This is a genomic window from Fuscovulum blasticum DSM 2131 (genome assembly GCF_003034965.1).
Classification (GTDB): Bacteria; Pseudomonadota; Alphaproteobacteria; order Rhodobacterales; family Rhodobacteraceae; genus Pseudogemmobacter; species Pseudogemmobacter blasticus.
In genome coordinates this window covers 42,612-65,685 of sequence record NZ_PZKE01000015.1, presented here as the reverse complement: position 1 = coordinate 65,685, position 23,074 = coordinate 42,612, and the positions used below count along the sequence as shown (strand labels likewise).

General features: G+C 68.7%; 24 protein-coding genes and 1 tRNA gene. 3 read left to right on the top strand and 22 right to left on the bottom strand.

The window, feature by feature from the left end:
• The 10 genes from ftsZ to C5F44_RS14405 all read right to left on the bottom strand — a co-directional run.
• Positions 1–1,020: cell division protein FtsZ (gene ftsZ, locus C5F44_RS14450; protein WP_107674258.1), on the bottom strand; the 1,020-nt coding region annotated here is incomplete at its 3' end.
• A 212-nt stretch (positions 1,021–1,232) separates the two neighbouring features.
• The gene (ftsA, locus tag C5F44_RS14445) at positions 1,233–2,567 is read right to left on the bottom strand and encodes a cell division protein FtsA (protein ID WP_107674247.1); all 1,335 of its coding nucleotides are present in this window, start codon (positions 2,565–2,567) and stop codon (positions 1,233–1,235) included.
• Positions 2,564–3,733, bottom strand: coding sequence for a cell division protein FtsQ/DivIB (locus C5F44_RS14440; protein WP_235822637.1), 1,170 nt, complete (start codon positions 3,731–3,733; stop codon positions 2,564–2,566). The genes ftsA and C5F44_RS14440 overlap by 4 nt, the downstream gene beginning before the upstream one ends.
• On the bottom strand, positions 3,721–4,638 hold the full coding sequence (locus C5F44_RS14435) for a D-alanine--D-alanine ligase (RefSeq protein WP_107674246.1): 918 nt from the start codon (positions 4,636–4,638) through the stop codon (positions 3,721–3,723). Before C5F44_RS14435 ends, C5F44_RS14440 begins: the two co-directional genes overlap by 13 nt.
• 34 nt (positions 4,639–4,672) lie before the next feature.
• On the bottom strand, positions 4,673–5,596 hold the full coding sequence (murB, locus tag C5F44_RS14430) for a UDP-N-acetylmuramate dehydrogenase (protein ID WP_107674245.1): 924 nt from the start codon (positions 5,594–5,596) through the stop codon (positions 4,673–4,675).
• A 52-nt stretch (positions 5,597–5,648) separates the two neighbouring features.
• Positions 5,649–5,885: a DUF2484 family protein gene (locus C5F44_RS14425; protein ID WP_107674244.1), complete on the bottom strand. Its 237-nt coding sequence runs from the start codon at positions 5,883–5,885 to the stop codon at positions 5,649–5,651.
• Entirely contained in the window at positions 5,882–6,154 is a 273-nt protein-coding gene (locus tag C5F44_RS14420) for a DUF2484 family protein (protein ID WP_107674243.1), read from the bottom strand. Before C5F44_RS14420 ends, C5F44_RS14425 begins: the two co-directional genes overlap by 4 nt.
• Positions 6,151–7,575 (bottom strand): UDP-N-acetylmuramate--L-alanine ligase, encoded by a 1,425-nt coding sequence (gene murC / locus C5F44_RS14415; RefSeq protein ID WP_107674242.1) that lies wholly within the window; start codon positions 7,573–7,575, stop codon positions 6,151–6,153. Before murC ends, C5F44_RS14420 begins: the two co-directional genes overlap by 4 nt.
• Positions 7,572–8,618, bottom strand: a complete 1,047-nt coding sequence (locus C5F44_RS14410; RefSeq protein ID WP_235822638.1) for a UDP-N-acetylglucosamine--N-acetylmuramyl-(pentapeptide) pyrophosphoryl-undecaprenol N-acetylglucosamine transferase — start codon at positions 8,616–8,618, stop codon at positions 7,572–7,574. The genes murC and C5F44_RS14410 overlap by 4 nt, the downstream gene beginning before the upstream one ends.
• 83 nt (positions 8,619–8,701) lie before the next feature.
• Entirely contained in the window at positions 8,702–9,865 is a 1,164-nt protein-coding gene (locus C5F44_RS14405; RefSeq protein WP_107674240.1) for a peptidoglycan glycosyltransferase FtsW, read from the bottom strand.
• Positions 9,866–10,089: 224 nt separating this feature from the next.
• On the opposite strand from C5F44_RS14405, the gene C5F44_RS14400 reads away from it, so the two are divergent.
• Positions 10,090–11,028: an L-lactate dehydrogenase gene (locus C5F44_RS14400; RefSeq protein ID WP_107674256.1), complete on the top strand. Its 939-nt coding sequence runs from the start codon at positions 10,090–10,092 to the stop codon at positions 11,026–11,028.
• Here C5F44_RS14400 and C5F44_RS14395 read toward each other — a convergent pair.
• The 3 genes from C5F44_RS14395 to C5F44_RS14385 all read right to left on the bottom strand — a co-directional run bounded on the left by C5F44_RS14395 (position 11,025) and on the right by C5F44_RS14385 (position 14,005).
• Entirely contained in the window at positions 11,025–11,624 is a 600-nt protein-coding gene (locus C5F44_RS14395) for a class I SAM-dependent methyltransferase (protein ID WP_219908689.1), read from the bottom strand. The two genes, C5F44_RS14400 and C5F44_RS14395, sit on opposite strands and share 4 nt — an antisense overlap.
• The gene (gene murD / locus C5F44_RS14390; protein WP_107674239.1) at positions 11,621–13,021 is read right to left on the bottom strand and encodes a UDP-N-acetylmuramoyl-L-alanine--D-glutamate ligase; all 1,401 of its coding nucleotides are present in this window, start codon (positions 13,019–13,021) and stop codon (positions 11,621–11,623) included. The genes C5F44_RS14395 and murD overlap by 4 nt, the downstream gene beginning before the upstream one ends.
• Before the next feature lie 228 nt (positions 13,022–13,249).
• Positions 13,250–14,005 carry an RNA methyltransferase gene (locus C5F44_RS14385; protein ID WP_107674238.1) on the bottom strand — a complete coding sequence of 252 codons (756 nt, stop codon included), beginning with the start codon at positions 14,003–14,005 and terminating at the stop codon, positions 13,250–13,252.
• Positions 14,006–14,151: 146 nt separating this feature from the next.
• Between C5F44_RS14385 and C5F44_RS14380 the strand changes: the two genes are divergently transcribed.
• Positions 14,152–14,772: a thiamine phosphate synthase gene (locus tag C5F44_RS14380; protein WP_107674237.1), complete on the top strand. Its 621-nt coding sequence runs from the start codon at positions 14,152–14,154 to the stop codon at positions 14,770–14,772.
• A 52-nt stretch (positions 14,773–14,824) separates the two neighbouring features.
• Here the strand turns inward: C5F44_RS14380 and C5F44_RS14375 are convergent, their stop codons facing one another.
• Positions 14,825–15,781 carry a PHP domain-containing protein gene (locus C5F44_RS14375; protein WP_412917553.1) on the bottom strand — a complete coding sequence of 319 codons (957 nt, stop codon included), beginning with the start codon at positions 15,779–15,781 and terminating at the stop codon, positions 14,825–14,827.
• A 148-nt stretch (positions 15,782–15,929) separates the two neighbouring features.
• On the opposite strand from C5F44_RS14375, the gene C5F44_RS14370 reads away from it, so the two are divergent.
• Positions 15,930–16,283: an ArsR/SmtB family transcription factor gene (locus tag C5F44_RS14370; protein WP_107674236.1), complete on the top strand. Its 354-nt coding sequence runs from the start codon at positions 15,930–15,932 to the stop codon at positions 16,281–16,283.
• A 6-nt stretch (positions 16,284–16,289) separates the two neighbouring features.
• Here the strand turns inward: C5F44_RS14370 and C5F44_RS14365 are convergent, their stop codons facing one another.
• From C5F44_RS14365 to C5F44_RS14330, 8 genes are all read right to left on the bottom strand, one after another.
• Complete coding sequence (locus C5F44_RS14365) at positions 16,290–17,039, bottom strand: SDR family oxidoreductase (protein WP_107674235.1); 750 nt, start codon at positions 17,037–17,039, stop codon at positions 16,290–16,292.
• Positions 17,036–18,703, bottom strand: coding sequence for a glycosyltransferase family 4 protein (locus C5F44_RS14360; RefSeq protein ID WP_181318281.1), 1,668 nt, complete (start codon positions 18,701–18,703; stop codon positions 17,036–17,038). Before C5F44_RS14360 ends, C5F44_RS14365 begins: the two co-directional genes overlap by 4 nt.
• Complete coding sequence (locus C5F44_RS14355) at positions 18,700–19,503, bottom strand: class I SAM-dependent methyltransferase (protein WP_107674233.1); 804 nt, start codon at positions 19,501–19,503, stop codon at positions 18,700–18,702. The genes C5F44_RS14360 and C5F44_RS14355 overlap by 4 nt, the downstream gene beginning before the upstream one ends.
• Positions 19,504–19,564: 61 nt before the next feature.
• Positions 19,565–19,744: a hypothetical protein gene (locus tag C5F44_RS14350; protein WP_146161958.1), complete on the bottom strand. Its 180-nt coding sequence runs from the start codon at positions 19,742–19,744 to the stop codon at positions 19,565–19,567.
• A 116-nt stretch (positions 19,745–19,860) separates the two neighbouring features.
• The gene (locus tag C5F44_RS14345; protein WP_107674231.1) at positions 19,861–20,256 is read right to left on the bottom strand and encodes a carboxymuconolactone decarboxylase family protein; all 396 of its coding nucleotides are present in this window, start codon (positions 20,254–20,256) and stop codon (positions 19,861–19,863) included.
• Positions 20,256–21,071 carry a cyclase family protein gene (locus tag C5F44_RS14340; protein ID WP_181318280.1) on the bottom strand — a complete coding sequence of 272 codons (816 nt, stop codon included), beginning with the start codon at positions 21,069–21,071 and terminating at the stop codon, positions 20,256–20,258. The genes C5F44_RS14345 and C5F44_RS14340 overlap by 1 nt, the downstream gene beginning before the upstream one ends.
• Before the next feature lie 122 nt (positions 21,072–21,193).
• Positions 21,194–21,269: transfer RNA gene (locus tag C5F44_RS14335), tRNA-Thr, on the bottom strand.
• A 51-nt stretch (positions 21,270–21,320) separates the two neighbouring features.
• Entirely contained in the window at positions 21,321–22,997 is a 1,677-nt protein-coding gene (locus tag C5F44_RS14330; protein ID WP_107674229.1) for an ABC transporter permease, read from the bottom strand.
• Between the last annotated feature and the right edge of the window lie 77 nt (positions 22,998–23,074).

The window sequence follows — 23,074 nt, the reverse complement described above, 5'->3', positions numbered from 1 at the left end:
CTGCGCCATCGGGCGGCGGGTCACGGGGGGTTCGGCGCGGCTTTGGGCCGAGGCGTCGATGCCCGTCGCGACGACAGAGACGCGCATCCGGCCTTCCATCGTCGGGTCCAGGGTCGAGCCGACGATGATGTTCGCATCGGCATCCACCTTTTCGCGGATGATGTTCGCGGCTTCGTCCAGTTCGAACAGGGTCAGATCATAGCCGCCGGTGATGTTGATCAGCACGCCGCGCGCGCCGTTCAGGCTGATTTCGTCCAGCAGCGGGTTGGCGATGGCCTTTTCGGCGGCGTGCTGCGCACGATCTTCGCCCTCGGCCTCGCCCGTGCCCATCATGGCCTTGCCCATCTCGTCCATCACGGCGCGAACGTCGGCGAAGTCAAGGTTGATCAGGCCCGGACGGACCATCAGGTCGGTCACGCCCTTGACGCCCTGATACAGCACGTCATCGGCCATCGCGAAGGCTTCGGTGAAGGTGGTGCGTTCGTTGGCCAGCCGGAACAGGTTCTGGTTCGGAATGATGATCAGGGTATCGACGACCTTTTGCAGGGCCTCGATCCCGTCTTCCGCCTGCTTCATCCGCTTGGCGCCTTCGAACTGGAAGGGCTTGGTCACCACGCCGACGGTCAGCACGCCCAGTTCCCGCGCGGCCTGCGCGATGATCGGGGCAGCACCTGTGCCGGTGCCGCCGCCCATGCCGGCGGTGATGAAGCACATATGCGCGCCGGCCAGATGGTCGACGATTTCCTCGATGGTTTCCTCGGCCGCGGCGGCGCCCACGGTCGGGCGGGCCCCTGCCCCCAGACCCTCGGTCACCTTCACACCCATCTGGATGCGCGCCGGCGCCTGCGATTGCTGCAGCGCCTGCGCATCGGTGTTCGCGACCACGAACTCGACGCCCTCAAGCTGCTTCTCGATCATGTTGTTGACGGCGTTGCCGCCCGCGCCGCCCACCCCGAAGACGGTGATGCGCGGCTTCAGCTCTTCGCGCTGGTTGGTAGCCATCGTCAGATTGAGTGCCATGGTGTTCCGCCTGTCCGTTTTTTATGTCGCCGCTGTTGCGCTGTTCTGAATCCGGGGCAACAGACCTGTCCCGTGGCCTGACTCCCCAGTTATCCCCGATTTTATCCACAAACCGGAGCTGCCGTCACCAGAAAAACGCGATTTCCCTACAAAATATGGGCTATTCCGCCGGGCAATCAGCGGGATTTCGCGCGTCGGGCTGGATATGGGGGTTACCAGTTGTCCTTGAACCACCGGAAGGCCCTGCGCAGGGATCGCGCCGGATAGCGTTCGGCGGGAATTTCGAAATCCCACCATTCATCCTGCGGGTGGGCGGCAAAGAGGCACAGGCCCACGGCGCTGGCGAAGGCCGGGCCGGTGGCGGCCTGCGGCAGACCCTGTACGCGCAGCGGACGGCCCAGGCGCACCCTTTGGCCCAGGATGCGCGCGGCCAGCCCGTCAAGGCCGGGAATCTGGCTGGCGCCGCCGGTCAGCACGATCTGCTGGCTGGGCAGATGGTCGAAGCCCGCCGCATCCAGCCGGGTGCGGGTTTCTTCCAGGATTTCCTCGACGCGCGGGCGCATGATGCCGATCAGTTCGGTCCGGCTGATCTGGCGGCGGTCCTTGTCCCAGTCGCCGCTGTCGCCGCCGATCTCGATCATCTCGCGGTCGTCCATGCCGGTGGCGAACAGGCCGCCATGGCGGGTCTTGATCCGCTCGGCCGTGCTGAGCGGGATTTGCAGACCCTTGGAAATATCCGAGGTGACATGATCACCGCCCATGCGGACGCTGTCGGTATAGATCATGTGCTTCTTCATGAAGATCGACACGCCGGTCGCGCCGCCACCCATGTCGATGCAGGCCGCGCCCAGTTCCTGTTCGTCCTCGACCAGCGAGGAAATGGCCGAGACATAGGCCGAGGAGGCGATGCCGGCCAGTTCCAGATCGCAGCGCTTGATGGCGTAAAGCAGGTTCTGGATCACAGATCCGTCGACCGAGACAAGGTGCATGTCGCAGGCCAGACGGTTGCCGATCTGGCCGCGCGGATCGCCAAGGCCGGTGCGGTGGTCCAGCGCGAAGTTGACCGGCTGGGCGTGCAGCACCTCGCGGCCATGCCCCAGATCGGGCACGTCGCAGGCGGCCAGCACGCGGGCCACGTCCTGTTCGGTCACCACGTTGTCGGCGAGGTCGGTGTCGCCGGCCAGACCATAGCTGCGCGGTTCGGCGCCCGAGAAGCAGGCGATCACATGGTCAACGCGGACATTGGCCATCTTCTGCGCCGCCTGAACTGCCGTGCGGACCGCGCTTTCGGTTTCGTTCATCACCGAGATTTCGCCGAAGCGGACACCGCGCGACCGGGTGGTCGCGGCGCCGATGATGCGGAACTGGCTTTGGCCGGCCATCGGGCCGACGCCATCCTGTTCGCGCAGCCGCGCCTCGCCGTCGAAGCGAAGGATCAGGCAGGCAATCTTGGAGGTGCCCACGTCGAGAATGGCAATGACGCCCCGCTGCATCGCAGCCCGGCGCATGTTCCGCATGGCGCGTTGGGTCTGGTAGAGGTCGGTCACAGGTCGGTCTCCACGGTTTTAAGGCCTTTGCTGCGGCGCAGTTCCGTCAGCGCATAGGGGGTGAGGCGAAGGGTCGGGCGGCTGTCAAGGCGCAGGTCAAGCGCCACAAGATCGCGCGACAGGATGTCTTGCGCATGGTCCAGCGCCAGCAGGCGTTCCAGCGCGCGGACCGGGTGTTCGGCGGGCAGAAGGATGCGCTGGTCGCGGTCCAGCACCAGATCCCAGCGGCGTTCGCCCATGCGCGTCAGGCCGCGCACGCGCGGCAGCAGGGGGCCTGCGGCGGCAAAGATCTGCAGGGCTTCGGCGGTGGCGCGGTCGGCCCCCTGCCCCGCGATCAGCGGCAGGTCGGGGCGGTCGCTGCGGGCATAAAGCCCGGCCACGCGATGGCCGGTGTCATCAACCAGTGTCAGGCCTTCGGCGGTGCGCCAGACGGCGACCGGCTCGCGTTCCGTGACCAGCACCTGCAGGATACCGCCGCTGCGCACCCGCAGTTCGGCCGATTTCACCGCATCCAGTTCCTCGATCCGGCTGCGGATGGCCGCAAGGTCAAGATCGAAGGACGATTGCGGCAGGTTCAGCCCCAGGCGGGCCCGGACGGCCTCGGCCAGGTCTTTCGAGCAGCCTTCGACCGAGGCCAGCGTGACCATGAATTCGGGGCGGTGTTCGAATTTCTGGCGGATGTCGGTGAAGACCTGAACGATGGCGCCCCGGCGGGCATCGTCGGACAGGTAGAGGCCAACGGCGGCCAGCACCACGAAGCTGGGCAGGCCGAAGCGCAGCAGCGCGCGCAGATGCGGCGTCAGCATGATGCGCTGAAGCCGGTAGGCCCAGCGGCTGGGGGCCGGGTCGCGCCGCGCCATCGGGGCGGGCGCCACCGCCGCAGCAGGCACCGGGCGCGCGGCGGCGGTGAAGGGGGCGGCTGCAAAAGGCGCAGCCGCCGGCGCTTCGGGCCGGCGGGGCTGGGGTTGCGACTGGGGCTGGGGCTGGGCATCGGCCATGCGGCGCGGCGCCGTCACCGGCGGTTCGACCGCATGACGCGGGGTCGCGGCAGCGGCGGGCGCGGCATAGGCCGGGCGCGTGGCGGTCATCGGCGGCTCGGCCATGCGGCGCGGCGCGCTCAGCGGCGGTTCGAAATCGTGGCGACGCGGCGCGCTCAGCGATCGCATGACGCGTCCCTCACGATCCAGTCGCAAAGCTGCGGGAAGGAAATTCCGCAGAAGGCCGCCTGTTCGGGCGCCAGCGACGTGGGCGTCATGCCCGGCTGGGTGTTGGTTTCCAGCAGGATCAGCCCGTCCAGACCGCGGGTATCATCCCAGCGGATGTCGGTGCGGCTGAGACCCCGGCAGCCAAGCGCCTTGTGCGCGCGCAGCGCATAGTCAAGGCAGGCCTCGGTGATCTCGGCGGGCATGTTCGCGGGCAGTTGATGCCGGCTGCCCCCCGGCTTGTATTTCGCATCGTAGTCATACCAGCCGTCAGTGATGATGTCGGTCACCGCCAGGGCGCGGTCGCCCATCACCGAGATGCTGAGTTCGCGGCCCGGCGCATAGGTTTCCACCATCACCCGCGCGGGCATGGACGACGCCAGCCGCGGCGCGTTCGAGCCGGGATGAATGATATAGACGCCGACCGACGAGCCTTCGTTGAACGGCTTGACCACATAGGGCGGCGGCAGGACATGGCCCGCTTCCACTGCCTCGCGCGTGGCGACCACGCTGTCGGCCACCGGCAGGCCTTCGGCCCGGTAGATTTCCTTGGTGCGCTGCTTGTCCATCGCCAGGGCCGAAGCCAGCACGCCGGAATTGGTATAGGGGATGTGCAGCCATTCCAGGATGCCCTGCACGCAGCCGTCTTCGCCCCAGCGGCCATGCAGCGCGTTGAACACGACATCCGGCTTCATCGCCGAAAGCACATCAGGAAGATCGCGGCCCGCATCGACCTCGACCACCTCATACCCGGCCTCGCGCAACGCCTTGGCGCATTCACGGCCCGAGACGAGGGAAACCTCGCGCTCGGCGGACATGCCACCTTTCAAAACCGCCACGCGGGGAAATCTGCCCGATCCCGCCGCCATTTACTGCCTCACGGGGGCTTTGCGCCCCTCAGTCTTATGTCGCGCGTTCTCCGACGCGCATGATTTCCCACTCTAACGTGATGCCGCTGTTTTGGAAAACCTTTTTTCGCACTTCCTCGCCAAGATCTTCCAGATCGGCGGCCGTTGCCCCCCCGGTGTTGATCAGGAAGTTGGCGTGCATCGGCGACATCTGCGCGCCCCCCCGCATGGCACCGCGCATCCCGGCGTTCTCGATCACCTTCCACGCCTTCAGTTCATGCGTGTCATCGGCCCTGCCGGTGCTGGAAAACCCGGCCGGATTGCGGAAGGTGGAGCCGGCGGAACGGTCTTTCGTGGGCTGGCTGGCATCGCGGCGGGCCAGTTGTTCGTCCATCCGGGCGGCCAGCGCGGCGGGGTCGCCGGCGGGCGCGCGGAAGGTGGCGCCGATGATCACCGCCCCTTCGGGCAGGTCGGACTGGCGGTAGCGCAGGTTCAGCGCCGAGGCGGGCAGCGTCTCGATGCGGCCCTGCCGGGTGACGATGCGGATACTGTCCAGCACATCGGCCACATACTGCCCGTAGCAGCCCGCGTTCATCCGCACCGCGCCGCCGATACTGCCGGGAATGGTGCGCAGGAAGGTCAGGTCGCGGCCCGCTTCGGCGGCACGGCGGGCGACATGGGAATCCAGCGCCGCCGCCCCGGCGGTGACGGCCTCGCCCTCGACCGAAATGCCGTTGAAGCCGCGGCCAAGCCGGATCACCACCGCGCGGATGCCGCCATCGCGCACGATCAGGTTCGACCCGACGCCCATGGGAAAGACGGCAATCGCAGGATCAAGGTCACGCAGGAAGGCGGCCAGATCGTCTTCATCCGCGGGCTGGAACAGCCAGTCGGCCGGCCCGCCGACACGCAGCCAGGTCAGATCGGACAGGGGACGGTTGGGCGTCAGGGCGCCGCGGGGGGTGGGAAGCTGGGTCATGGCGCTGTGGTAGACGGGTTGCCCCGCCCGGGCAAGGCCGGGCCACCCTGCCCTAGCCGCGCATCCGGCGGAGCAGGTGGATCAGCGGCCAGCGCAGGATGCTGGCGCCGGCGCCCAGAAGGATCAGCCCCCAGACCGGACCGGCCTGCCAGGTGACCCAGCCCAAGAGCGGGATGCCCACGACGATCAGCGCGTAAGCGGCCCGCCAGTGGTGATCGCGCGAGGGCAGCATCGCGATCACATTCGCCGCGATCAGCCAGAGGCAGGCAAGCGTCAGCGGCGCGATCATGCCCGGCCCTCCGGCCCTTGCGGGCGCAGGGGCGGCCAGCCGGTCAGGCGATGCAGCAGGTAAGCCAGCGGGCGGCGGAACATCGAGACAAAGGCCAGCACCGCCGGCACGGTCCAGAGCCAGCCATGCACGACGCCGATCCAGCCAACCAGACCGGGCGCGGCGATCAGCAGCACCAGACCGGGCAGCATCTGCGCCCGCATCGGCAGCAGGGCGGTGGCGGCAGCGGCGATCACCCAAAGGCAGGCGGTGAAGGCGGGGCCGCTCATGCGGCCTGTCCGATCAGCCGGGCCGGCAGGGCATTGGCCCAGGCGCTGATGGTGCCTGCGCCCAGACAGACGAAGATGTCACCCGGGCGGGCCTGTTCGCGGAACAGCCGGGCCAGATCGGGTTCATCAATCACGGCGCGGGCGTGGCGGTGGCCATGGGCAATCAGCCCGGCAACCAGATCGTCGCGGCTGGCGCCGGGGATCGGGTCTTCGCCCGCGGCATAGACCTCGGCGATGCCGACGACATCGGCTTCGTTGAAACAGGTGCAGAAATCGTCGAACAGGTTCGACAGGCGGCTGTAGCGGTGCGGCTGGTGGACCGCGATCACCCGTGCGCCCGGCGTGCCCGACACCGCCTGACGGGCGGCCTTCAGCACGGCGGCGATTTCCACCGGATGATGGCCGTAATCGTCGATGATGGCGACGCCGTTCACCTCGGCCACCTTGGTGAAGCGGCGGTTGACGCCGGCGAAGCCCGCCAGCGCCTCGCGGATCTCGTCGCGCTTCATGCCCAGATGGCGGGCCACCGCCACGGCGGCCAGCGCGTTCGAGACGTTGTGCTGGCCCGGCATCGGCAGGCTGCAGCCTTCGATGCGGGAGTCCGCGCCTTCGTTCTGCAACAGGATGTCGAATTTCGAGGTGGCGCCGTCGAAGGTCAGGTTCACGGCGCGGATGTCGGCCTGGGCGTTGAAGCCGAAGGTCACCACCCGGCGGTCGGTGACGCGGCCGACCAGCGCCTGCACCTCGGGGTGATCGGTGCAGCAGACGGCAAGGCCGTAGAACGGGATGTTCGAGACGAAATCGAGAAAGCCTTTGCGCAGGTTCTCGATGGTGCCCCAATGCTCCATATGCTCGGGGTCGATGTTGGTGACGATGGCGATGGTCGCCGGCAGGCGGTTGAAGCTGCCGTCGCTTTCATCGGCCTCGACCACCATCCATTCGCCCGCCCCGGCGCGGGCGTTGCTGCCATAGGCATGGATCACGCCGCCGTTGATCACGGTCGGATCGAAGCCGCCCTTGTCCAGCAGAGTGGCGACCATGGTGGTGGTGGTGGTCTTGCCATGGGTTCCCGCCACGGCGATGTTCGAACGCAGGCGCATCAGTTCGGCCAGCATTTCGGCGCGGCGGACGACCGGCAGCTTCTTGCGGCGGGCTTCCTCAAGCTCGGGGTTGCCCTTCTTGATGGCGCTGGAGATCACCACCACCGCGGCTTCGCCGATGTTCTCGGCCCGCTGGCCTTCGAAGAAGGTGGCGCCCAGTTTCACCAGCCGGTCGGTGATCTTCGATGCCTTGGCATCCGATCCCTGCACCCGGTAGCCCAGCGTGATCAGCACTTCGGCGATGCCCGACATGCCGATGCCGCCGATGCCGACAAAATGGATGGGCCCCAATTCCAGCGGCAGTTTGGTGGCGGCGTTCATGCAAGATCTCCGGCAAGGTCTTCGACAAGGGCGACCAGGCGTTCGGTCGCATCGGGGCGCCCCTGGGCCAGCGCGTTCTGCGCCATGGTCTCGGCCGCCTGGGGTGCGTCAAGGATCGCGGCCATGTGGCCCGCCAGCGTGGCAGGGTCAAGCAGCTTTTCCGGGATCACCACGGCGGCCCCCGCCTCGGCCAGGCCCCGGGCATTGGCGGTCTGGTGGTCGCCGGTGGCGGCGGCATAGGGGATCAGGATCGACGGGCGGCCGATCACCGAGATGTCGGCCACCGACGAGGCGCCGGACCGGCTGATCACCAGTTGCGCCTCGGACAGGCGGCGGGGAATGTCGGTGAAGAAGGGCGCGATCTCGGCATGGATGCCCGCCGCGGCATAGGCGGCGGCGGCGCGTTCGGCATCCTCATCCCGGGCCTGATGGGCCACGCGCAGGTTGGCACGCAGGGTGTCAGACAGCAGGGCAAAGGCGGCGGGCACCACATCCGACAGGATGCGCGCGCCCTGGCTGCCGCCGATCACCACCACCGACATCGGGTAATCGCCCGGCGGGATATAGGGCGCGGCGGCGCGTTCGCGCACGGTGGCGCGCACGGGGTTGCCGGTCGGGATGCCTTCCACCCCGTCGGGCAGCACGGTCGGCCAGGTGCCGCAGGCCACGCGGTCGACGCGCGGGGCGAAAAGCTGGTTCACCCGGCCCAGGATGCCGTTCTGTTCATGGATCATGCGCGGCCGCCGCAGCAGGAAGGCCGCCGACAGCGCCGGAATCGTGGGATAGCCGCCAAAGCCCACCACGACGGCGGGCTTGTCGCGCAGAAGGGCCAGCACGGCCCCCAGCACACCGCCGGCAATGCGGAAGGGCACCGCCAGTTTCGCGCCGATCCCGCCACGGGCAAAGGTGGCAGAGCCCACCTTTTCAACCTGCACCGCCGCCGGAAAGCCGCCGGCATAGCGCGCGCCCCGGTCATCAGTAGACAGTTTCACCCGCCAGCCGCGCGCCAGCATCGCCTCGGCCAGCGCCTGCGCGGGGAACATGTGCCCGCCGGTGCCGCCGGCGGCGATCAGCAGCAGCTTGCCCTTGTCCGAACCCTTGTCAGTTCCAGTGTCCGTGCCGGCCATCAGCGCCGCCTCCCGAACAGTTCCGCCATGCGGTCGCGCGGCCGCGACCGCGTCAGCGCCAGCAGCATCCCAACCGTCAGCCCCGCCGCGATCAGCGACGACCCGCCGTAGCTGACGAAGGGCAGCGTCATCCCCTTGGCGGGCAGCAGCCGCACGGCAACACCCATGTTGATCATCGCCTGCACGCCGAAGACGCAGGCCAGCCCCGACCCGGCCAGCCGGGTGAAGGGGTCATTCTCGGACATCAGCCGCATCAGCGACCGCACCACGACCACGCCGAACAGGCCCAGGATCATCAGCACCAGGATCAGGCCGTATTCCTCGGCCGCGACGGCGATGATGAAGTCGGTATGGGCATCGGGCAGCGACCACTTCACCTGCCCCTCGCCCACGCCCACGCCGAAGAAGCCGCCTTCCTGAATGGCGTTGGCGGCATAGCCAAGCTGGGTGCGCGGGTCCACATCGGGCGACAGGAAGCCGTCGATCCGGCGGGCAAAGTGTTCGGAGGCGCCATAGGCGATGAAGCCGGCCAGCCCGACCAGCCCGCCGATGCCAAGGATCAGCACGATCGAGGCGCCGCCGACGAAATAGATCACACCCCAGGCAAAGACGACCAGAGCCGACTGGCCGAAGTCGGGTTGCAGGGCCAGAAAGCCTACGACGAAGGTCATCAGCCCGAACGAGATCAGCCGGCCCGGCGGGCCGTTGATGTCTTGCGCGGCGGCGATCAGCCAGGCGGTGACGATCACGAAGCCGGGCTTCAGGAATTCGGACGGTTGCAGCGAGAAGCCGCCCAGCGACAGCCAGCGCACGGCGCCCTTGCCGTGGTCCTGGCCGACCAGCGGCAGCAGCATCACCATCACCAGCGCGGCCGCAAAGCCCACGATCCCCAGCCGGCGCACGATGGCCGGCGACAGCATCGACACGCCCACCATGACCGACAGGCCCATGATGCCGAAGATCGCCTGTTTCTGGACGTAGAAATAGGGTTCAAGCCCGTTGCGGCTGGCCAGCGGCACCGAGGCGGCAAGCCCCAGCAGAAGCCCGATCCCGAACAGCACGAAGACCGAAGTCAGCGACCATTTGTCGATCGTGCGCCACCAGCGCGGCAAAACCGGCTCGCGCACCGCAGCCGGAGAAGAGCCATAGACCATCTCAGTCATGGGAATACCGCCTCGAACTTCTGCCTCTGGCCCGGATGTTTTCCCCGGGTCCGTGCCGCAAAGTCTAACGACATTCCGGGCGCGTGGAAAGCGCGAATACGATCCCGGCGGGCGTGGCCTGCCCTTTCCTCTGTCCGCAAATATCCCCGCCGGAGGCCGCCGCCCCTTCCCCCTGCGGGGTGGTCCATGCCATGCTGCACCCGCAAAAGGCGAAAGGACAGGACATGGCGGCAACGGTCGGAATCGTCGGGGTGGGTCTGGTCGGATCGGCCGCGGCCTATGCGATTGCGCTGTCGGGCATCGCGGGGCGGATCGTGCTGGTCGATCATGTGCCGGCGCTGGCGCAGGCCCAGGCCGAAGACATCGCCCATGCGGTGCCCTTCGCCTCGGCCACCCAGGTCGAGGCGGGCGATTACGACCGGCTGGCCGGGGCCGAGGTGGTGATCATCGCCGCCGGGGTGAACCAGAAGCCCGGCGAAACGCGGATCGCGCTTCTGTCGCGCAATGCGGCGGTGTTTGCCAGCGTGGTAGGCGAGGTGCGGCGCGTGGCGCCCGACGCGATCCTGCTGGTCGCGACCAACCCCGTCGATGTGATGACCGAGATCACCACCCGCCTGTCAGGCCTGCCGCCCGGCCGGGTGATCGGGTCGGGCACCATTCTGGACACCGCCCGCTTCCGCAGCCTGCTGGGCCGGCACCTTGGCATCTCGCCGCAATCGGTGCACGCCTATGTGCTGGGCGAACATGGCGACAGCGAGGTTCTGGCCTGGTCCACCGCCCGGGCCGGATCGGTGGGCATCCGCGATTTCGCGGCGCAGGTCGGGGCGGCGATCACCGATCAGGTCCGCGCCGAGATCGACGATGGCGTCCGCCGCGCCGCCTATCGCATCATCGCCGGCAAGGGCGCCACGAATTACGGCATCGGCGCGGGGCTGATGCGGCTGACCCGCGCCGTCCTGCGCGACGAGGGGGCGGTTCTGTCGGTGTCGATCCACACGCCGCTGGTCGCGGGGGTGCGCGATGTCGCGCTGTCGATCCCGCGCGTGGTCAACCGCCGGGGCGTGACCGCCGACCTGATGCCCGACCTTGACGCCGCCGAGACCGAGGCGCTGCACCGTTCGGCGCGGCTGCTGGCCGATCTGGCGGCCGAGGTGCGGCTTTAATCCTTGCGCGCCAGCCAGATGCTGCGCCCCGCGGTCTGCGGGTCTTCGGCCACGAACTGCCGTGGCAGCAGCCCCGCCGCCTCCAGCGCGGCGGCATAGCCGGCGGGCGACAGGCTGGCATGGAACACCGGCCCGCCGGACACGGCGCCCCAGACTTCGCCCTCGCGTGGGCCTGCGGTGAACAGGAACCACCCGCCGGGGTGCAGATGCGCCGCGATGCGCGGGATCAGCGCCCGCTGGTCGGCGCCGGTCAGGTGAAAGAAACTGTCCCAGGCGATGACGGCGTGAAAGCGGCGGCCCAGATCCAGCGCCCGCATGTCGCCCTGCAGCCAGCAGCCCGCCGGCAGCGCCGCGCGGGCGATGTCCAGCATGGCCTCCGAGACATCCAGCCCCGTGACGCCAAATCCGCGCGCCAGAAGATCGGCCGCCACCGGATGGCCCGAACCGCAGCCAAGATCCAGCACCGCCGCCCCTTCGGGCAGGGCGCGGGCAACCCGGTCGATCCAGGGCCGTTCGGGATAGCTGCCCCGCCGCATCGCGTGCCAGTCGGCGGCGCTGCGGTCATAGGTGGCCCGGTGGCCGTGGTCGTCGCTCACCCGAGACGGGCCTGCACCAGCGCGGTGAAATGCTCGCCGCGCTTTTCGAAGTTGGGATACTGGTCGAAGCTGGCCGCCGCCGGGGCCAGCAAGACCACCTCGCCCGGCTGCGCCTCTTCGGCGGCGCGGGCCACCGCGCGGTCCATCGTTTCGCAGATCTCATGCGGGGTGTCGCCGATCTGCAGGGCGAAGTCGCGCGCCGAATGGCCAATCAGATAGGCCTTCACCACCGCCGGCAGACAGGGCGCCAGCGCGGCGATGCCGCCGTCCTTGCCCAGGCCCCCGGCGATCCAGCGGATGCGCGGAAAGGCCTGAAGGGCCTTGGCGGCGCTGTCCACATTGGTCGCCTTGCTGTCGTTGATGTAGCGCACGCCATCCTTTTCGGCCACCAACTGGCTGCGGTGCGGCAGGCCGGCAAAGCTGTGCAGCGCCTGTTCGATCAGCTTGGGCGCCAGCCCCAGGCTGCGGCAGGCGGCATAGGCGGCACAGGCATTCTGGTGGTTATGCGCCCCGGGCAGGCCCTTCACCTCGCGCAGGTCGATGCTGGCCATCTGCCGGCCCTTGCGCCATTCGGCCAGAAACCCCTTGCGGGCAAAGACCGACCAGCCGAACCCTTCCAGCTTCTGGCCCGAAGACACCCGGATCACCCGGTCGTCGCCCGGCCCCTGCCCCATCTGGTTGGCCAGAAACTGGCCCTCGACCTCATCCACGCCCACGACACAGCGGTCCGGCCCGCCTTCGGCGAACAGCCGGCGCTTGGCCGCGAAATAGCCGCCCATGCCGTTGTGACGGTCAAGATGGTCGGGCGAGAGGTTGGTGAAGACGGCCACATCCGGCGTCAGCGCCCGGGCCAGGTCGGTCTGGTAGCTGGACAGTTCCAGCACCACCACCTCGCCATCCTGCGCGGGGTCGATCGACAGCACCCCCTTGCCGATATTGCCCGCCATCTGGCAGGGCCGCCCCGCCACCTGCAGGATATGGTGGATCAGCGCCGTGGTGGTGGACTTGCCGTTCGAGCCGGTCACCGTCACCGCCTTGGGCACCTGTTCGAAATTGTCCCATTCGGGCGTGGCCCAACTGCGGAAGAACAGGCCGATGTCATTGTCCACCGGCACGCCCAGTTCCAGCGCGCGGGCGATCACCCGGTTCGGCGCGGGGTAAAGATGCGGGATGCCGGGGCTGGTGATCAGCGCGGCCACGCCGTCCAGCGCGGACTGGCGGGTCAGGTCGGTCAGGGCAAAGCCCTCGTCCTCGGCCTTGGCGCGGGCTTCGGGGCTGTCATCCCACAGAAGCGGCAGCGCGCCGCCCGCCTGCAAGGCGCGCGCCGTGGCCAGACCGGACCGGCCAAGCCCCAGAACGGCCACCTTCTGCCCTTGGAAACCGATGACCGGGATCATGCCACGCCCCTTCGCTGCCCTTACCGCGCCAAGGGATAGGGGAGCGGCCCGCAAAGGGAAAGGGGCATCGCCCCGATCAGGGCCAAACCCGCCGCCGCTTTCATCTGTCCGAAAATAACCCGGGGGTCTGCGGGGGCAGCGCCCCCGCCGCCCGAGGAGGAGCGGGAACCCGCGACGACAAGGCAGATGGCTTGCGGCGCGGCTTCGCGCCGCGCCGCAAGGCCCGGTTCACCCTTCGGGATCGTCGGTTTCGCCCTGGCGCTTCAGCTTCCAGGCGATCTGGCGCAACATGCCGTGCAGCGTCTGCACCTCGGCACGGGTCAGGCCCAGACGGCCCCACATGTTTCGCAGGTTGATCTTCATGCCCGGCGCCTTGTCGGGCGGGAAGAAGAAGCCCGCTGCCTCAAGCCGGTCTTCGAAATGGTCGCCCAGCCGTTCAACCTCGACCCGGGTCGCCATGTCGGTCCGCGCCAGACCCAGCACCGACTCGGGCACCGCCACCCCCTGCCGGCGCCATTCATAGGCCAGCAACAGCGCGCATTGCGCCAGGTTCAGCGAATAGAATTCGGGGTTCACCGGCACGGTGACGATGACATTGGCATGAACCAGGTCTTCGTTCTCAAGCCCGGCCCGTTCGGGGCCGAACAGGAACCCCACCTTCTTGCCCTCGGCCACCAGGGCCCGCGCCATGGCCATGGCGCGTTCGGGGGTGACGATTTCCTTGACCAGCTCGCGCCCGCGCGCCGTGGTCGCGAACACGAAGTCGCAGTCGGCCACGGCCCCGGCCACATCGGGAAACAGCCCCGCCCGGTCCAGCACGACACCGGCGCCGCTGGCGGTGGCGGCGGCGCGCGGGTTGGGCCAGCCGTCGCGCGGATCGACGATCCGCATCCGGTCCAGCCCGAAGTTCAGCATCGCCCGCGCGGCCCCGCCGATGTTCTCGCCCATCTGCGGACGGACCAGGATGAAGACGGGGTCGATCATGGCTTTCCCTTTTGCTGGACGCCGGCGGTCACGGAAAGCCGGGTGATAGACCGGCACCGCCCGGCGGGCAAGGCATTGCGGCCCCGTGGTCAAGCCGCGGAAAGGCTGCTAGGAGGGGCGCGAAACCCCTTGCCGGAGCCGAAATCATGGCCGAAGCCGACCGCCCCCAGATCACCCTGATCACGCCGCCCGTGCTGGATCTTGAGGTCTTTCCCGACCGGCTGGCGCGGGTGATGGATGCGGTTGAAATCGCCTGCCTGCGGCTGGCGCTGGCCACGAAGGACACCGACGATCTGGGTCGCGCGGCGGATGCCTGCCGTGAAATCGCCCATGCCCGCGATGTGGCGGTGGTGATCGAACGGCATGTCCTGCTGGCCGAACGGCACGGGCTGGACGGGGTTCACCTGACCGACGGCGCGCGGTCGGTGCGGGCGGCGCGCAAGGATCTGGGGCCGGATGCCATCGTCGGCGCCTTCTGCGGCCCGACCCGGCACGAAGGCATCAGCGCGGGCGAGGCGGCGGCGGATTATGTGGCCTTCGGCCCGATCGGCACCACAGGGCTGGATAAGGGCGAACAGGCGGCCTTCGACCTGTTCCAGTGGTGGTCCGAGATGATCGAGGTGCCGGTCATCGCCGAAGGCGGGCTGACGGCAGAACTGGTTGCCGAATTCGGGCCGGTCACCGATTTCTTCGGGATCGGCGAGGAAATCTGGGGCGCCGACGACCCGCTTGCGGCCCTGAAGGCGCTGATCGCGCCGCTGGGCTGACGCCCGCCCGACAGCCTGCGCAAAGGGCGGCCTTTCGGCCGCCCGAGTTGCCCTAACCCTGCGCGCGGCGCGGGTTCGGCCCTTCCTCGCGCCAGATCGGGTTCGACCAGGCCCGGCGACCGGCGGCGTCGATCACCGAGATGCGCAGCCAGGGGCTGCCCAGCAGCCGGTCAAGCGGCACTTCGGCCCGCGTCATCGACTGGCCATGCACGCCCTTGGCGCCGGTGCCCCAGCCCATGGCAACCACCGACACCGCCGCCGAACATTCGACGATGGCCTTGTTGCCCTCGACCCGGATGTCGCGGATTTCTGGGCCCTGCGAGGAATAGAAATCGCCGCGCTTCAGCGCCGCCAGCAGTGCTTCGGGCGTGTTCTCGGTGGCCTTCACCATGACCCAGCCGCCGAAATGGTCGGGCTCCGAGAAATGCGCGTCATCGGTGGCGATGAGCGAGAGCTTGCGCCCCTCGGTCAGCAAGAGGTCGGCGATACCGGCGCCATCAGGCCGGTCGCAGCCGGCGGCGCAGCCGTGGTTGTAGATTTCCACCGCATGGGCGGCGGTGATGCTGCGGGCGTCTTCCAGCGTCAGCCCCGACCATTGCGGATGCGCGATGGCGACAAAGGCCCCCGCCGCCACGGCCCGGGCGGCGATTTCGGGGCCGGTCTCCTGCCCCGGATCGGCGATGAAGCTGGTGGTCGTGGGCGGCGCGAAATCCAGCGGCAGGCCGACTGCAAGGATATGCCACAGCTCGCCGTTCTTCTGCGCGCCCGAATGAAGCTCGGCCCCCAGCAGCGTGGTGAAGCCTTCGCTGCGGAACGGCGTGGTATCGACCAGCGGATAGTCATACATGCCGATGAAATGGTCGGTCAGGGCCAGGAAATCATAGCCTTCGTCGCGGTAGCGGCGGCACACCTCCTGCGGGGACAGCACGCCATCGGAGCGGGTCGAATGGGTGTGAAGGTTGCCACGCCAGAAACGGCCGGGCGCGGTAAAGGCGGATGGACGGATCATGCTATCTCCCTCATGACCGGGCGATTCTGCGGGCGCCCGGCTTTGCGGCGAACCTTGCCCCGCCCGGCCCCGTCGCGGCAAGGCCGCTCTCGCATGGGCAACCTCTTCGTGCTATGAATCGGTCGCACATATTCAGAGGCGTTTGGTGATGAACTCCCTTCAGCCCGACCGTATCAGTGACGACGAAGCCTGTGGCACCCTGCCCGCCGACCAGATGCTGCGACAGGCCACCGCCGCCGCGGGCTTTCTCAAGGCGCTGGCGCATGAGGGGCGGCTGATGATCCTGTGCCACCTGTCTTCGGGCGAAAAATCGGTGACCGAACTGGAGCATCTGCTCGACTCGCGTCAGGCGGCGGTCAGCCAGCAACTGGCACGGCTGCGGCTTGAGGGGCTGGTGGCCACCCGGCGGGATGGCAAGGCGATCTATTATTCGATCCAGGACCCAAAGGTGCTGCGCACCATCACCCTGGTCTATGACATGTTCTGCAAGCCGGGGGCCTGAGGCCCCCTAGCCGCGGCCCAGCCAGGGCATGTCGCGCGCCATGATCGTCAGAAACGGAATGTTGGTGTCGGCCGGCAGGCTGGCCATATGCAGCACCGCCGCAGCGACGTGATCCAAATCGAAGACCGGCTCGGCGCGCAGGCTGCCATCGGCCTGCGGCACGCCCTTGGGAAAGGCGGCGGCCATATCGGTGGCGGCATTGCCGATGTCGATCTGGCCGCAGGCGATGCCGAAGCGGCGCCCGTCCAGCGCCAGCGTTTTCGTCAGGCCGGTGACGGCATGTTTCGACATGGTATAGGGCGCCGAACCGGGCCGCGGCGCGTGCGCGCTGATTGATCCGTTGTTGATGATCCGGCCGCCCTGCGGGCCCTGCCGGCGCATCAGGCCAAAGGCGGCGCGGGCGCAGAGGAACATGCCGGTGATATTGGTCTGGCACAGCGTCAGCCAGTCCTCGACCGCGATTTCGTCGATCGGGCGGCCCGGCAGCGCGATGCCGGCGTTGTTGAACAGCACATCCAGCCGGCCCCAGTCGGCGGCAAGGCGGGCGAAGGCGGCGTCAACATCACCCGCGATGCCCACATCGCCGGGCAGGATCAGCGCGGGCGCCCCGGCGGCGGTTTCCTGCAGGGCGGCGGCGCGGCGGCCCATCAGCGCCACGCGCCAGCCGGCGGCCAGAAAGGCGCGCGCCGTGGCGCGACCGATGCCGCTGCCGGCGCCGGTGATCAGGATGCTGCGGGGAGACGGCGTGCCGGTCATTCCGCCAGCCCGTATTTCATCAGCCAGAACAGGCAGCGCCAGACGCTGGCCAGCGGAATGGCGGTTGCCGCCACCAGATCGTCGGGCGTGGCCCCCTGGGGGCCGGCCTGCCGCAAGGCTGCAAGGGTGGCCGTGATCTGCGACCGCGGCTCGATCAGGCGGTTCGCGGCCTCATAATTGCGCAGGTCCAGCAGCGCCTCCGGCGCGGGCAGGTCGTCGGCGGGCAAGGCCACGAACCGGCGGCCGGGGTCGCGGGCCACCCGCGTGGGGAAGCTGCGGAAATACAGGCCCGGCAGCGGCAGCGGCGGAAACTGGTGGGCCGGGACCGGCGGTTCGCCCTGCCCCGTGGCGCGCGCATGGGCAACCATCGCCGCCTGTTCCCCCCACAGCGCCTGCATCTGCGGCAGGACCGCGGCCCAGTCGTACACGGCGCGGGCGCGGGCCTGCCCCGCCGCCCCCATCCGCGCCCGCAGCGCCGGATCGCTGCCCAGTTGCACCAGCGCCCGGACCAGCGCGCCAAGATCCACCCGGGTCAGCGCCGAAAGCTGGGTGCAGAACTGCGGATAGCTGTCGGTTTCGCCGTAAAGGCGGCGGCCCAGGCGGGCCGATACCCCCTGTGGCGGCATTTCGGTGGGCACGCGGATGCCGACCTCGGGCGGAACGGTATCCTTCATGCCGTCCCAGTCGGTGACGATCAGCGGCAGGCCGGCGGCCATGGCCTCGACCGGGGCAAGGCCGAAGGTTTCCTGCACATTGTCGATGGGAAACAGGAAGATGTCGGCGCCCGACAGCGTGGCCAGACGGTCCTCGGCGACCGAGCCGTCGATGACATGGAAGCCGACGCCAGGCATCAGGGTGGCGGCCCCGCGCAAAAAGACCTCACGCGACCGGGCGTCGCCGAACTTGCCGTAGAGCATTAGGTGGAACCGGCGCCCGACCTCGGCCTGGGCGCGGGACAGCGCGATGAACAGCGGCAGCGGATCGAATTTTTCCGCCACGGAAAGCCGGGCCACGATGGCGCAGGCGATGTCGTCCTTGCCGATGCCCAGCCGGTGCCGCAGCGCCGCCCCGGCGGCAGGATTGCGGGCAAAGTCGTCGCAGGTGATGCCCAGCGGAATGATCGGCATCAGCGGCCGCGGCGGGGCGGTGCCCCGGAACCGGGCGGCAAGGTTCTGGTCGATCAGGTCCATCTGCAGGGTCAGCGCATCCAGCGCCGAGCGCGAGGTGCAGATCACCGCATCCCAGGGCATCTGCGGCGCGGTCCGCATCTCGACCATCGACTGCATGAACAGGCGGGTCGCGATGGTATGGGTGACGCCGCAAATGGCATAGGCCGCCGATCCGTATTCCGACCGGCGCCAGCATTCCCGGCCAATCGCGGGGCTGGGATAGCTGAGCACGTCGAGCGGCGCGATCTCTTGCGCGCGGTCCAGCATCACGCTGCGCACGCGCCGGTGGCCCGCCCGCCGGGCAACGATCGCACTGAAATGCCGCGCATCGCGAAGGCCGTGGGTCAGGCTGACCACCTCATCGGCATGGGCATGGTCGAGATAGCCGTTCAGGAAGCTTTCGCCCGCGACACGGCGGCCGTTGATGCCCTTGGCGGCCGGATCATAGCCATCGAGCGCAAAATAGATCGCGGCATTGGCCAGCGGTTTGGTCATTTCCGTTCCATCCACAGCCAGGGCGTTGGCGAGGCCCGCCATTCCCAGATCAGCAGCAACCTGTCCAGATCATTCAGGGTTTCGGTCCAGGGCGGCAGCGGCGTGGCGGTGAAGCTGCGGCCGAAGCGGGTGATCCGGTGGCTGGCCTGAAACCGCGCCTCGATCCGGTCGGCCAGGCCGGGGCGGTTTCTGGGGTGCAGTTCCACCAGAATGTCGGCGGCGGCCAGGCCGGGGGCGGCCACCGGGTCCAGCAGGCTGTCTTCGGCCCCCTCGATGTCGCACAGCACGACGGTCGGCTGGTCGGCGCAGATCGCCAGATCGGCGGCGGTGACCTCGCCGCCCACCTCGACCCGGTCCGCCACGCCATTGGCCGCGGCCAGGGTGCGGCACAGGGCCTGCGCGTTCAGGTCGATGTCACGCGCCAGCACCCGCGTCTGCGGCATCCGGCGGGCCAGACCCACGGCATAATATCCTTCGGCCGAACCGATGTTGACGACCAGGGGATAGGCCCGCGCGATGATGGTTTCGAACACGGGCACAAGACTGGCCTCGTAGCTGCCCAGAAGGCGCGGCGCCCGCCCGCCTTCGGCCGAGGGCACGGGAAAGGCCATCCCGGCAAACGGCCCCGCAAGCACGGTAGAGCCGGCATGGGCCTCATGCGTGTTGGCCAGCACCATTGACCGCCACTTGGCCAGCAGCCGCAGCGCGGCATTCAACCGCTCCATCGTGGGCGGTCCGTCCAGGATCTTCGACACCTGATCACTGGTCGCGCGCGTCAGCCCGCTTGGTTCCCTTGCCATCCTGCCCCCCTGTTTCGCGCGCCAACCTATCGAAGTTGCGGCGGCGCGCAAAGGGCAGGTCTCAGATGTAGAATCTGGCCCCCATGATGCGATGAACCTCGCCCACGCGGGTCAGCCCGCGGGCGGAAAGGTCTTCGTCCGTGGTGGCATTTAGCCGGTTCAGCGCCCGCACATCGGGCCGGGATTCGGCCAGCGCGACAAGGCGGCGCCACAAGGCATTCGGTCTGGTGGACGTGAACATGGGATACCCTTTGGTCAGGATGTCCCCCCCTTTCCGCATCCTGCCGCAGCGCAGCAATGCGCGATAGTGCGCCCGCAGCAATTCGGCCATGCCGTCAGGGTATGGCTGCCCCCGCCCTATGCCTTGAACCGCGCGTCCACCTCGACCTGAAGCGCATGGACCAGCGCATTGGTCTGCGCCGCCATCCCGACAACCGCCAGAAGCTCGGCGTGCATCTCGGGCGTCATGCCTTTGGCACGGGCCGCGGCGGTGTGGCTGTGGATGCAATAGGAACAGCCGTTCGCCACCGAGACGGCGATATAGACCATCTCCTTCACCAGCGGGTCCAGCGCGCCCGGGGCCATGACCTGCTGAAGCCGGTCCCAGGTGGCCTGCAACAGCGGCGGATCATTGGCCAGCGCGCGCCAGAAGTTGTTGACGTAATCGGTCCGCCGTTTCGCCCGGATGTCGTCGAAAACGGCGCGGGCCTCGGGTGCGGCCGTCTCGTCCGTCAGCAGGGGAACGGTGCCCATCAGACCACCGCCAGCACGCGGGCCGGGCCGCCGGTGCCGCCCTTGTGCTTGGGGGCGCCGACAAAGGCCGTGGCGCCGGCGGGCGGCAACTGATCCAGGTTCGCCAGATTCTCGATCCCGAACCGGCCCCCGGGCAGCCAACTGTTGTGCACCGCGAAATCGGCGGAATTTCCGGGGTCCAGCGACAGGGTATCCACCCCGATCGCGGCCACGTCCAGCGTGGCCAGCAGGTCGGTCGCCGCCTTGGAAAAGCCGGGGAAGGCGAACTTGCCATCCGGGGTGTTGCGGAATTCGGGGCTGCCCACCTTGGCCGCCCAGCCGGAATGAAACGCCACCAGCGCCCCGGCGGGAATCTCGCCATGGGCAGACACCCAGGCCTCGATGTCCTCGGGCGCGACCGTGGCATTGGCGTCGTCCTTCGCCTTGGCACTGATGTCGATGATGCACAGCGGGCAGACCAGCCGCTCGGGCGCCAGATCGGCGACCGAGGTGCCATCGGCGGTGAAATGCAGCGGCGCGTCGATATGGGTGCCGGTGTGTTCGTAGATCGTCAGCTTCCAGAGCTGATAGCCCGAGTCGGCGAACTTGACCGCCGGTTCGTAAAGGATGCCAGGAACGCCGTCGAAGGTGGGAAAGCTGCCGTCATAGGCGTGGGTCAGGTCCACCACCCGGCCGGCGGCCTGCGCCAGCGCGGGCCGGGCCGCGGTCAGCCCCGAGGCCACCACCGCGGCGGTGGTGGCGGCCGCCCCGGCAAACAGCGCGCGGCGGCTGAGCATCGAGGCTTTGACAGAGTCGATCAGGCAAGCGTCACACATCGGTCGGTCTCCCGGTTGGGGCGGCAGCTTGGCCGCGCGGCTGACGTAGGGGCGCACCATCGGCGCCCGTGCAGCGTTCCACCGCAGGATGCGCCGGTCAAGGGAAGGTTTGGGTTGAAATCTGGTGCCCCCAGAGGGACTTGAACCCCCGACCCCCTGATTACAAATCAGATGCTCTACCAGCTGAGCTATAGGGGCACACGGGGGCTGTTTAGCGCAGGCGGGCGGGGGGGTGCAAGCGTCGGGGTGTCAGGTCTGCCCGGAACGTGCGATGGGGATCACCGCGACCAGCCCCACGGCCATGACCAAAAGCGCGGCGGGGGCGGCTTCGGACAGGCGCTCCAGCGAGGCCAGTTCGAAGACGCGCGTGGCCAGGGTGTTGTAATTGAATGGCCGCAGCAGCAGCGTCGCGGGCAGTTCCTTGACGCAATCGACGAAGACAACCAGCAGCGCCGTCAGGACCGAGCCGCGCATCATCGGCAGATAGACCGCGATCAGCGTGCCGCCGGGGCTGCGGCCCAGCGACCGGGCCGCCAGCGGAAGCGAAGGCGAGACCCGGCCGAAGGCGGTTTCGACCGCCCCCTGCGCCACGCCGAAGAACCGCACCACATAGGCCAGGCCCAGTGCGAAGGCGGTGCCGGTGATCAGCAGGCCGGGATCGTGGCCGGTCAGCGCCTCGATCCCGTCGGCAAGGCGATGGTCCAGCGCCGCCAGCGGCAACAGCAGGCCCACCGCCAGCACCGCGCCGGGGGTGGCATAGCCCAGCGTGGTCAGCGGCAGCACGATGCGGCCGGCCGGATGCGCCGAAAGCCGCAGGCCATAGACCAGCAGCAGCGCCAGCGTCACCGTGACCAGCGCCGCGCCGCCGCCGGCGACCAGGGTGTTGACCAGCGCCTTGAACAGACCGGGCGCCAGCCATTGCGCCGGGGCCTGTGCCGAATGGTAGGCCATGACCGCGACCGGCAGCACGAAGCCCAGCGTGAAGGGCACAAGGCAGGCCGCCAGCGCCGCCAGCCCGCGCAGGCCGGTCAGCGGCTGGCGCTCGATCGGGCGTTGGGCGCGGGACAGGCGGTGAAAGCGGGCGTTGCGGCGCGACAGCCGCTCCAGCGTGACAAGAACCAGGATCAGCGTCAGCACCACACCGGCGATCTGCGCCGCGCCGCCGGCATTGCCGCCATCCAGCCAGGTGGTGAAAATGCCGGTGGTCAGGGTCTGCACCCCGAAGTGATGCACGGTGCCGTAATCGGCCACCGTCTCCATCAGTGCCAGCGACATGCCCACGGCAATGGCGGGCCGCGCCATCGGCAGGCCAACCCGCGCGAACAGGCCCCAGGGCCCTTGCCCCAAGGCGCGGGCCACCTCATAGGTGCAGCCCGACTGTTCGCGAAAGGCCGCCCGGGCCAGCAGATAGACATAGGGGTAAAAGGCCGCCGACAGCACCAGCGCCGCCCCCCAGAGCGAACGGGTCTGCGGGAACCAGTAGTCGCGGGCGCTGGTCCAGCCCATCGCCTGCCGCAGCGCCGATTGCACCGGACCCGCGTAATCCAGCAGATCGACAATGGCATAGGCGCCGACATAGGCCGGAATCGCCAGCGGGAAGAACAGCGCGAAATCCAGCCAGTTGCGGCCCGGAAAGCGATACATCGACACCAGCCAGGCCGCGCCCGTGCCCATGGCGGCGGTCAGCACCGCCACCGACAGCATCAGGATCAGCGTGGTGGTCAGATAGCGGGGCAAGACGCTGGCCATCAGATGCGGCCAGATGTTTTCGGTCGGGTGGAAGGCGATCCAGACGACCGAGACCACCGGCGCCAGCACCAGCACCGCAATCAGCGCGGCCCCCACGCTCCACAGGTCCGGCAGCAGCGATGCGAAGGACCGGCGCCGCAGGGCCGCGGCTGGCTGTTGAGTATTTTGGTCGGACATAAATGCGGGTTAGCCGAATCCGGTTTCCCTGTAAAGAAAAGCCCGTATAGTCCGGCGCGGCCTGCATCCGCCGAACA

Excerpts from the sequence above, each read along its gene's own strand:
- C5F44_RS14440 (WP_235822637.1), bottom strand. The coding sequence starts at position 3,733 with ATGCGATCGCTGAGCGCGCCGCGTCGCCACGATTTCGAACCGCCGCTG.
- C5F44_RS14435 (WP_107674246.1), bottom strand. The coding sequence starts at position 4,638 with ATGGCGGCGGGATCGGGCAGATTTCCCCGCGTGGCGGTTTTGAAAGGT.
- murB (WP_107674245.1), bottom strand. The coding sequence starts at position 5,596 with ATGACCCAGCTTCCCACCCCCCGCGGCGCCCTGACGCCCAACCGTCCC.
- C5F44_RS14425 (WP_107674244.1), bottom strand. The coding sequence starts at position 5,885 with ATGATCGCGCCGCTGACGCTTGCCTGCCTCTGGCTGATCGCGGCGAAT.
- C5F44_RS14420 (WP_107674243.1), bottom strand. The coding sequence starts at position 6,154 with ATGAGCGGCCCCGCCTTCACCGCCTGCCTTTGGGTGATCGCCGCTGCC.
- murC (WP_107674242.1), bottom strand. The coding sequence starts at position 7,575 with ATGAACGCCGCCACCAAACTGCCGCTGGAATTGGGGCCCATCCATTTT.
- C5F44_RS14410 (WP_235822638.1), bottom strand. The coding sequence starts at position 8,618 with ATGTTCCCCGCGCAGGCGCTGGCCGAGGCGATGCTGGCGCGCGGCTGG.
- C5F44_RS14405 (WP_107674240.1), bottom strand. The coding sequence starts at position 9,865 with ATGACTGAGATGGTCTATGGCTCTTCTCCGGCTGCGGTGCGCGAGCCG.
- C5F44_RS14400 (WP_107674256.1), top strand. The coding sequence starts at position 10,090 with ATGGCGGCAACGGTCGGAATCGTCGGGGTGGGTCTGGTCGGATCGGCC.
- murD (WP_107674239.1), bottom strand. The coding sequence starts at position 13,021 with ATGATCCCGGTCATCGGTTTCCAAGGGCAGAAGGTGGCCGTTCTGGGG.
- C5F44_RS14385 (WP_107674238.1), bottom strand. The coding sequence starts at position 14,005 with ATGATCGACCCCGTCTTCATCCTGGTCCGTCCGCAGATGGGCGAGAAC.
- C5F44_RS14380 (WP_107674237.1), top strand. The coding sequence starts at position 14,152 with ATGGCCGAAGCCGACCGCCCCCAGATCACCCTGATCACGCCGCCCGTG.
- C5F44_RS14375 (WP_412917553.1), bottom strand. The coding sequence starts at position 15,781 with ATGATCCGTCCATCCGCCTTTACCGCGCCCGGCCGTTTCTGGCGTGGC.
- C5F44_RS14370 (WP_107674236.1), top strand. The coding sequence starts at position 15,930 with ATGAACTCCCTTCAGCCCGACCGTATCAGTGACGACGAAGCCTGTGGC.
- C5F44_RS14365 (WP_107674235.1), bottom strand. The coding sequence starts at position 17,039 with ATGACCGGCACGCCGTCTCCCCGCAGCATCCTGATCACCGGCGCCGGC.
- C5F44_RS14360 (WP_181318281.1), bottom strand. The coding sequence starts at position 18,703 with ATGACCAAACCGCTGGCCAATGCCGCGATCTATTTTGCGCTCGATGGC.
- C5F44_RS14355 (WP_107674233.1), bottom strand. The coding sequence starts at position 19,503 with ATGGCAAGGGAACCAAGCGGGCTGACGCGCGCGACCAGTGATCAGGTG.
- C5F44_RS14350 (WP_146161958.1), bottom strand. The coding sequence starts at position 19,744 with ATGTTCACGTCCACCAGACCGAATGCCTTGTGGCGCCGCCTTGTCGCG.
- C5F44_RS14345 (WP_107674231.1), bottom strand. The coding sequence starts at position 20,256 with ATGGGCACCGTTCCCCTGCTGACGGACGAGACGGCCGCACCCGAGGCC.
- C5F44_RS14340 (WP_181318280.1), bottom strand. The coding sequence starts at position 21,071 with ATGTGTGACGCTTGCCTGATCGACTCTGTCAAAGCCTCGATGCTCAGC.
- C5F44_RS14330 (WP_107674229.1), bottom strand. The coding sequence starts at position 22,997 with ATGTCCGACCAAAATACTCAACAGCCAGCCGCGGCCCTGCGGCGCCGG.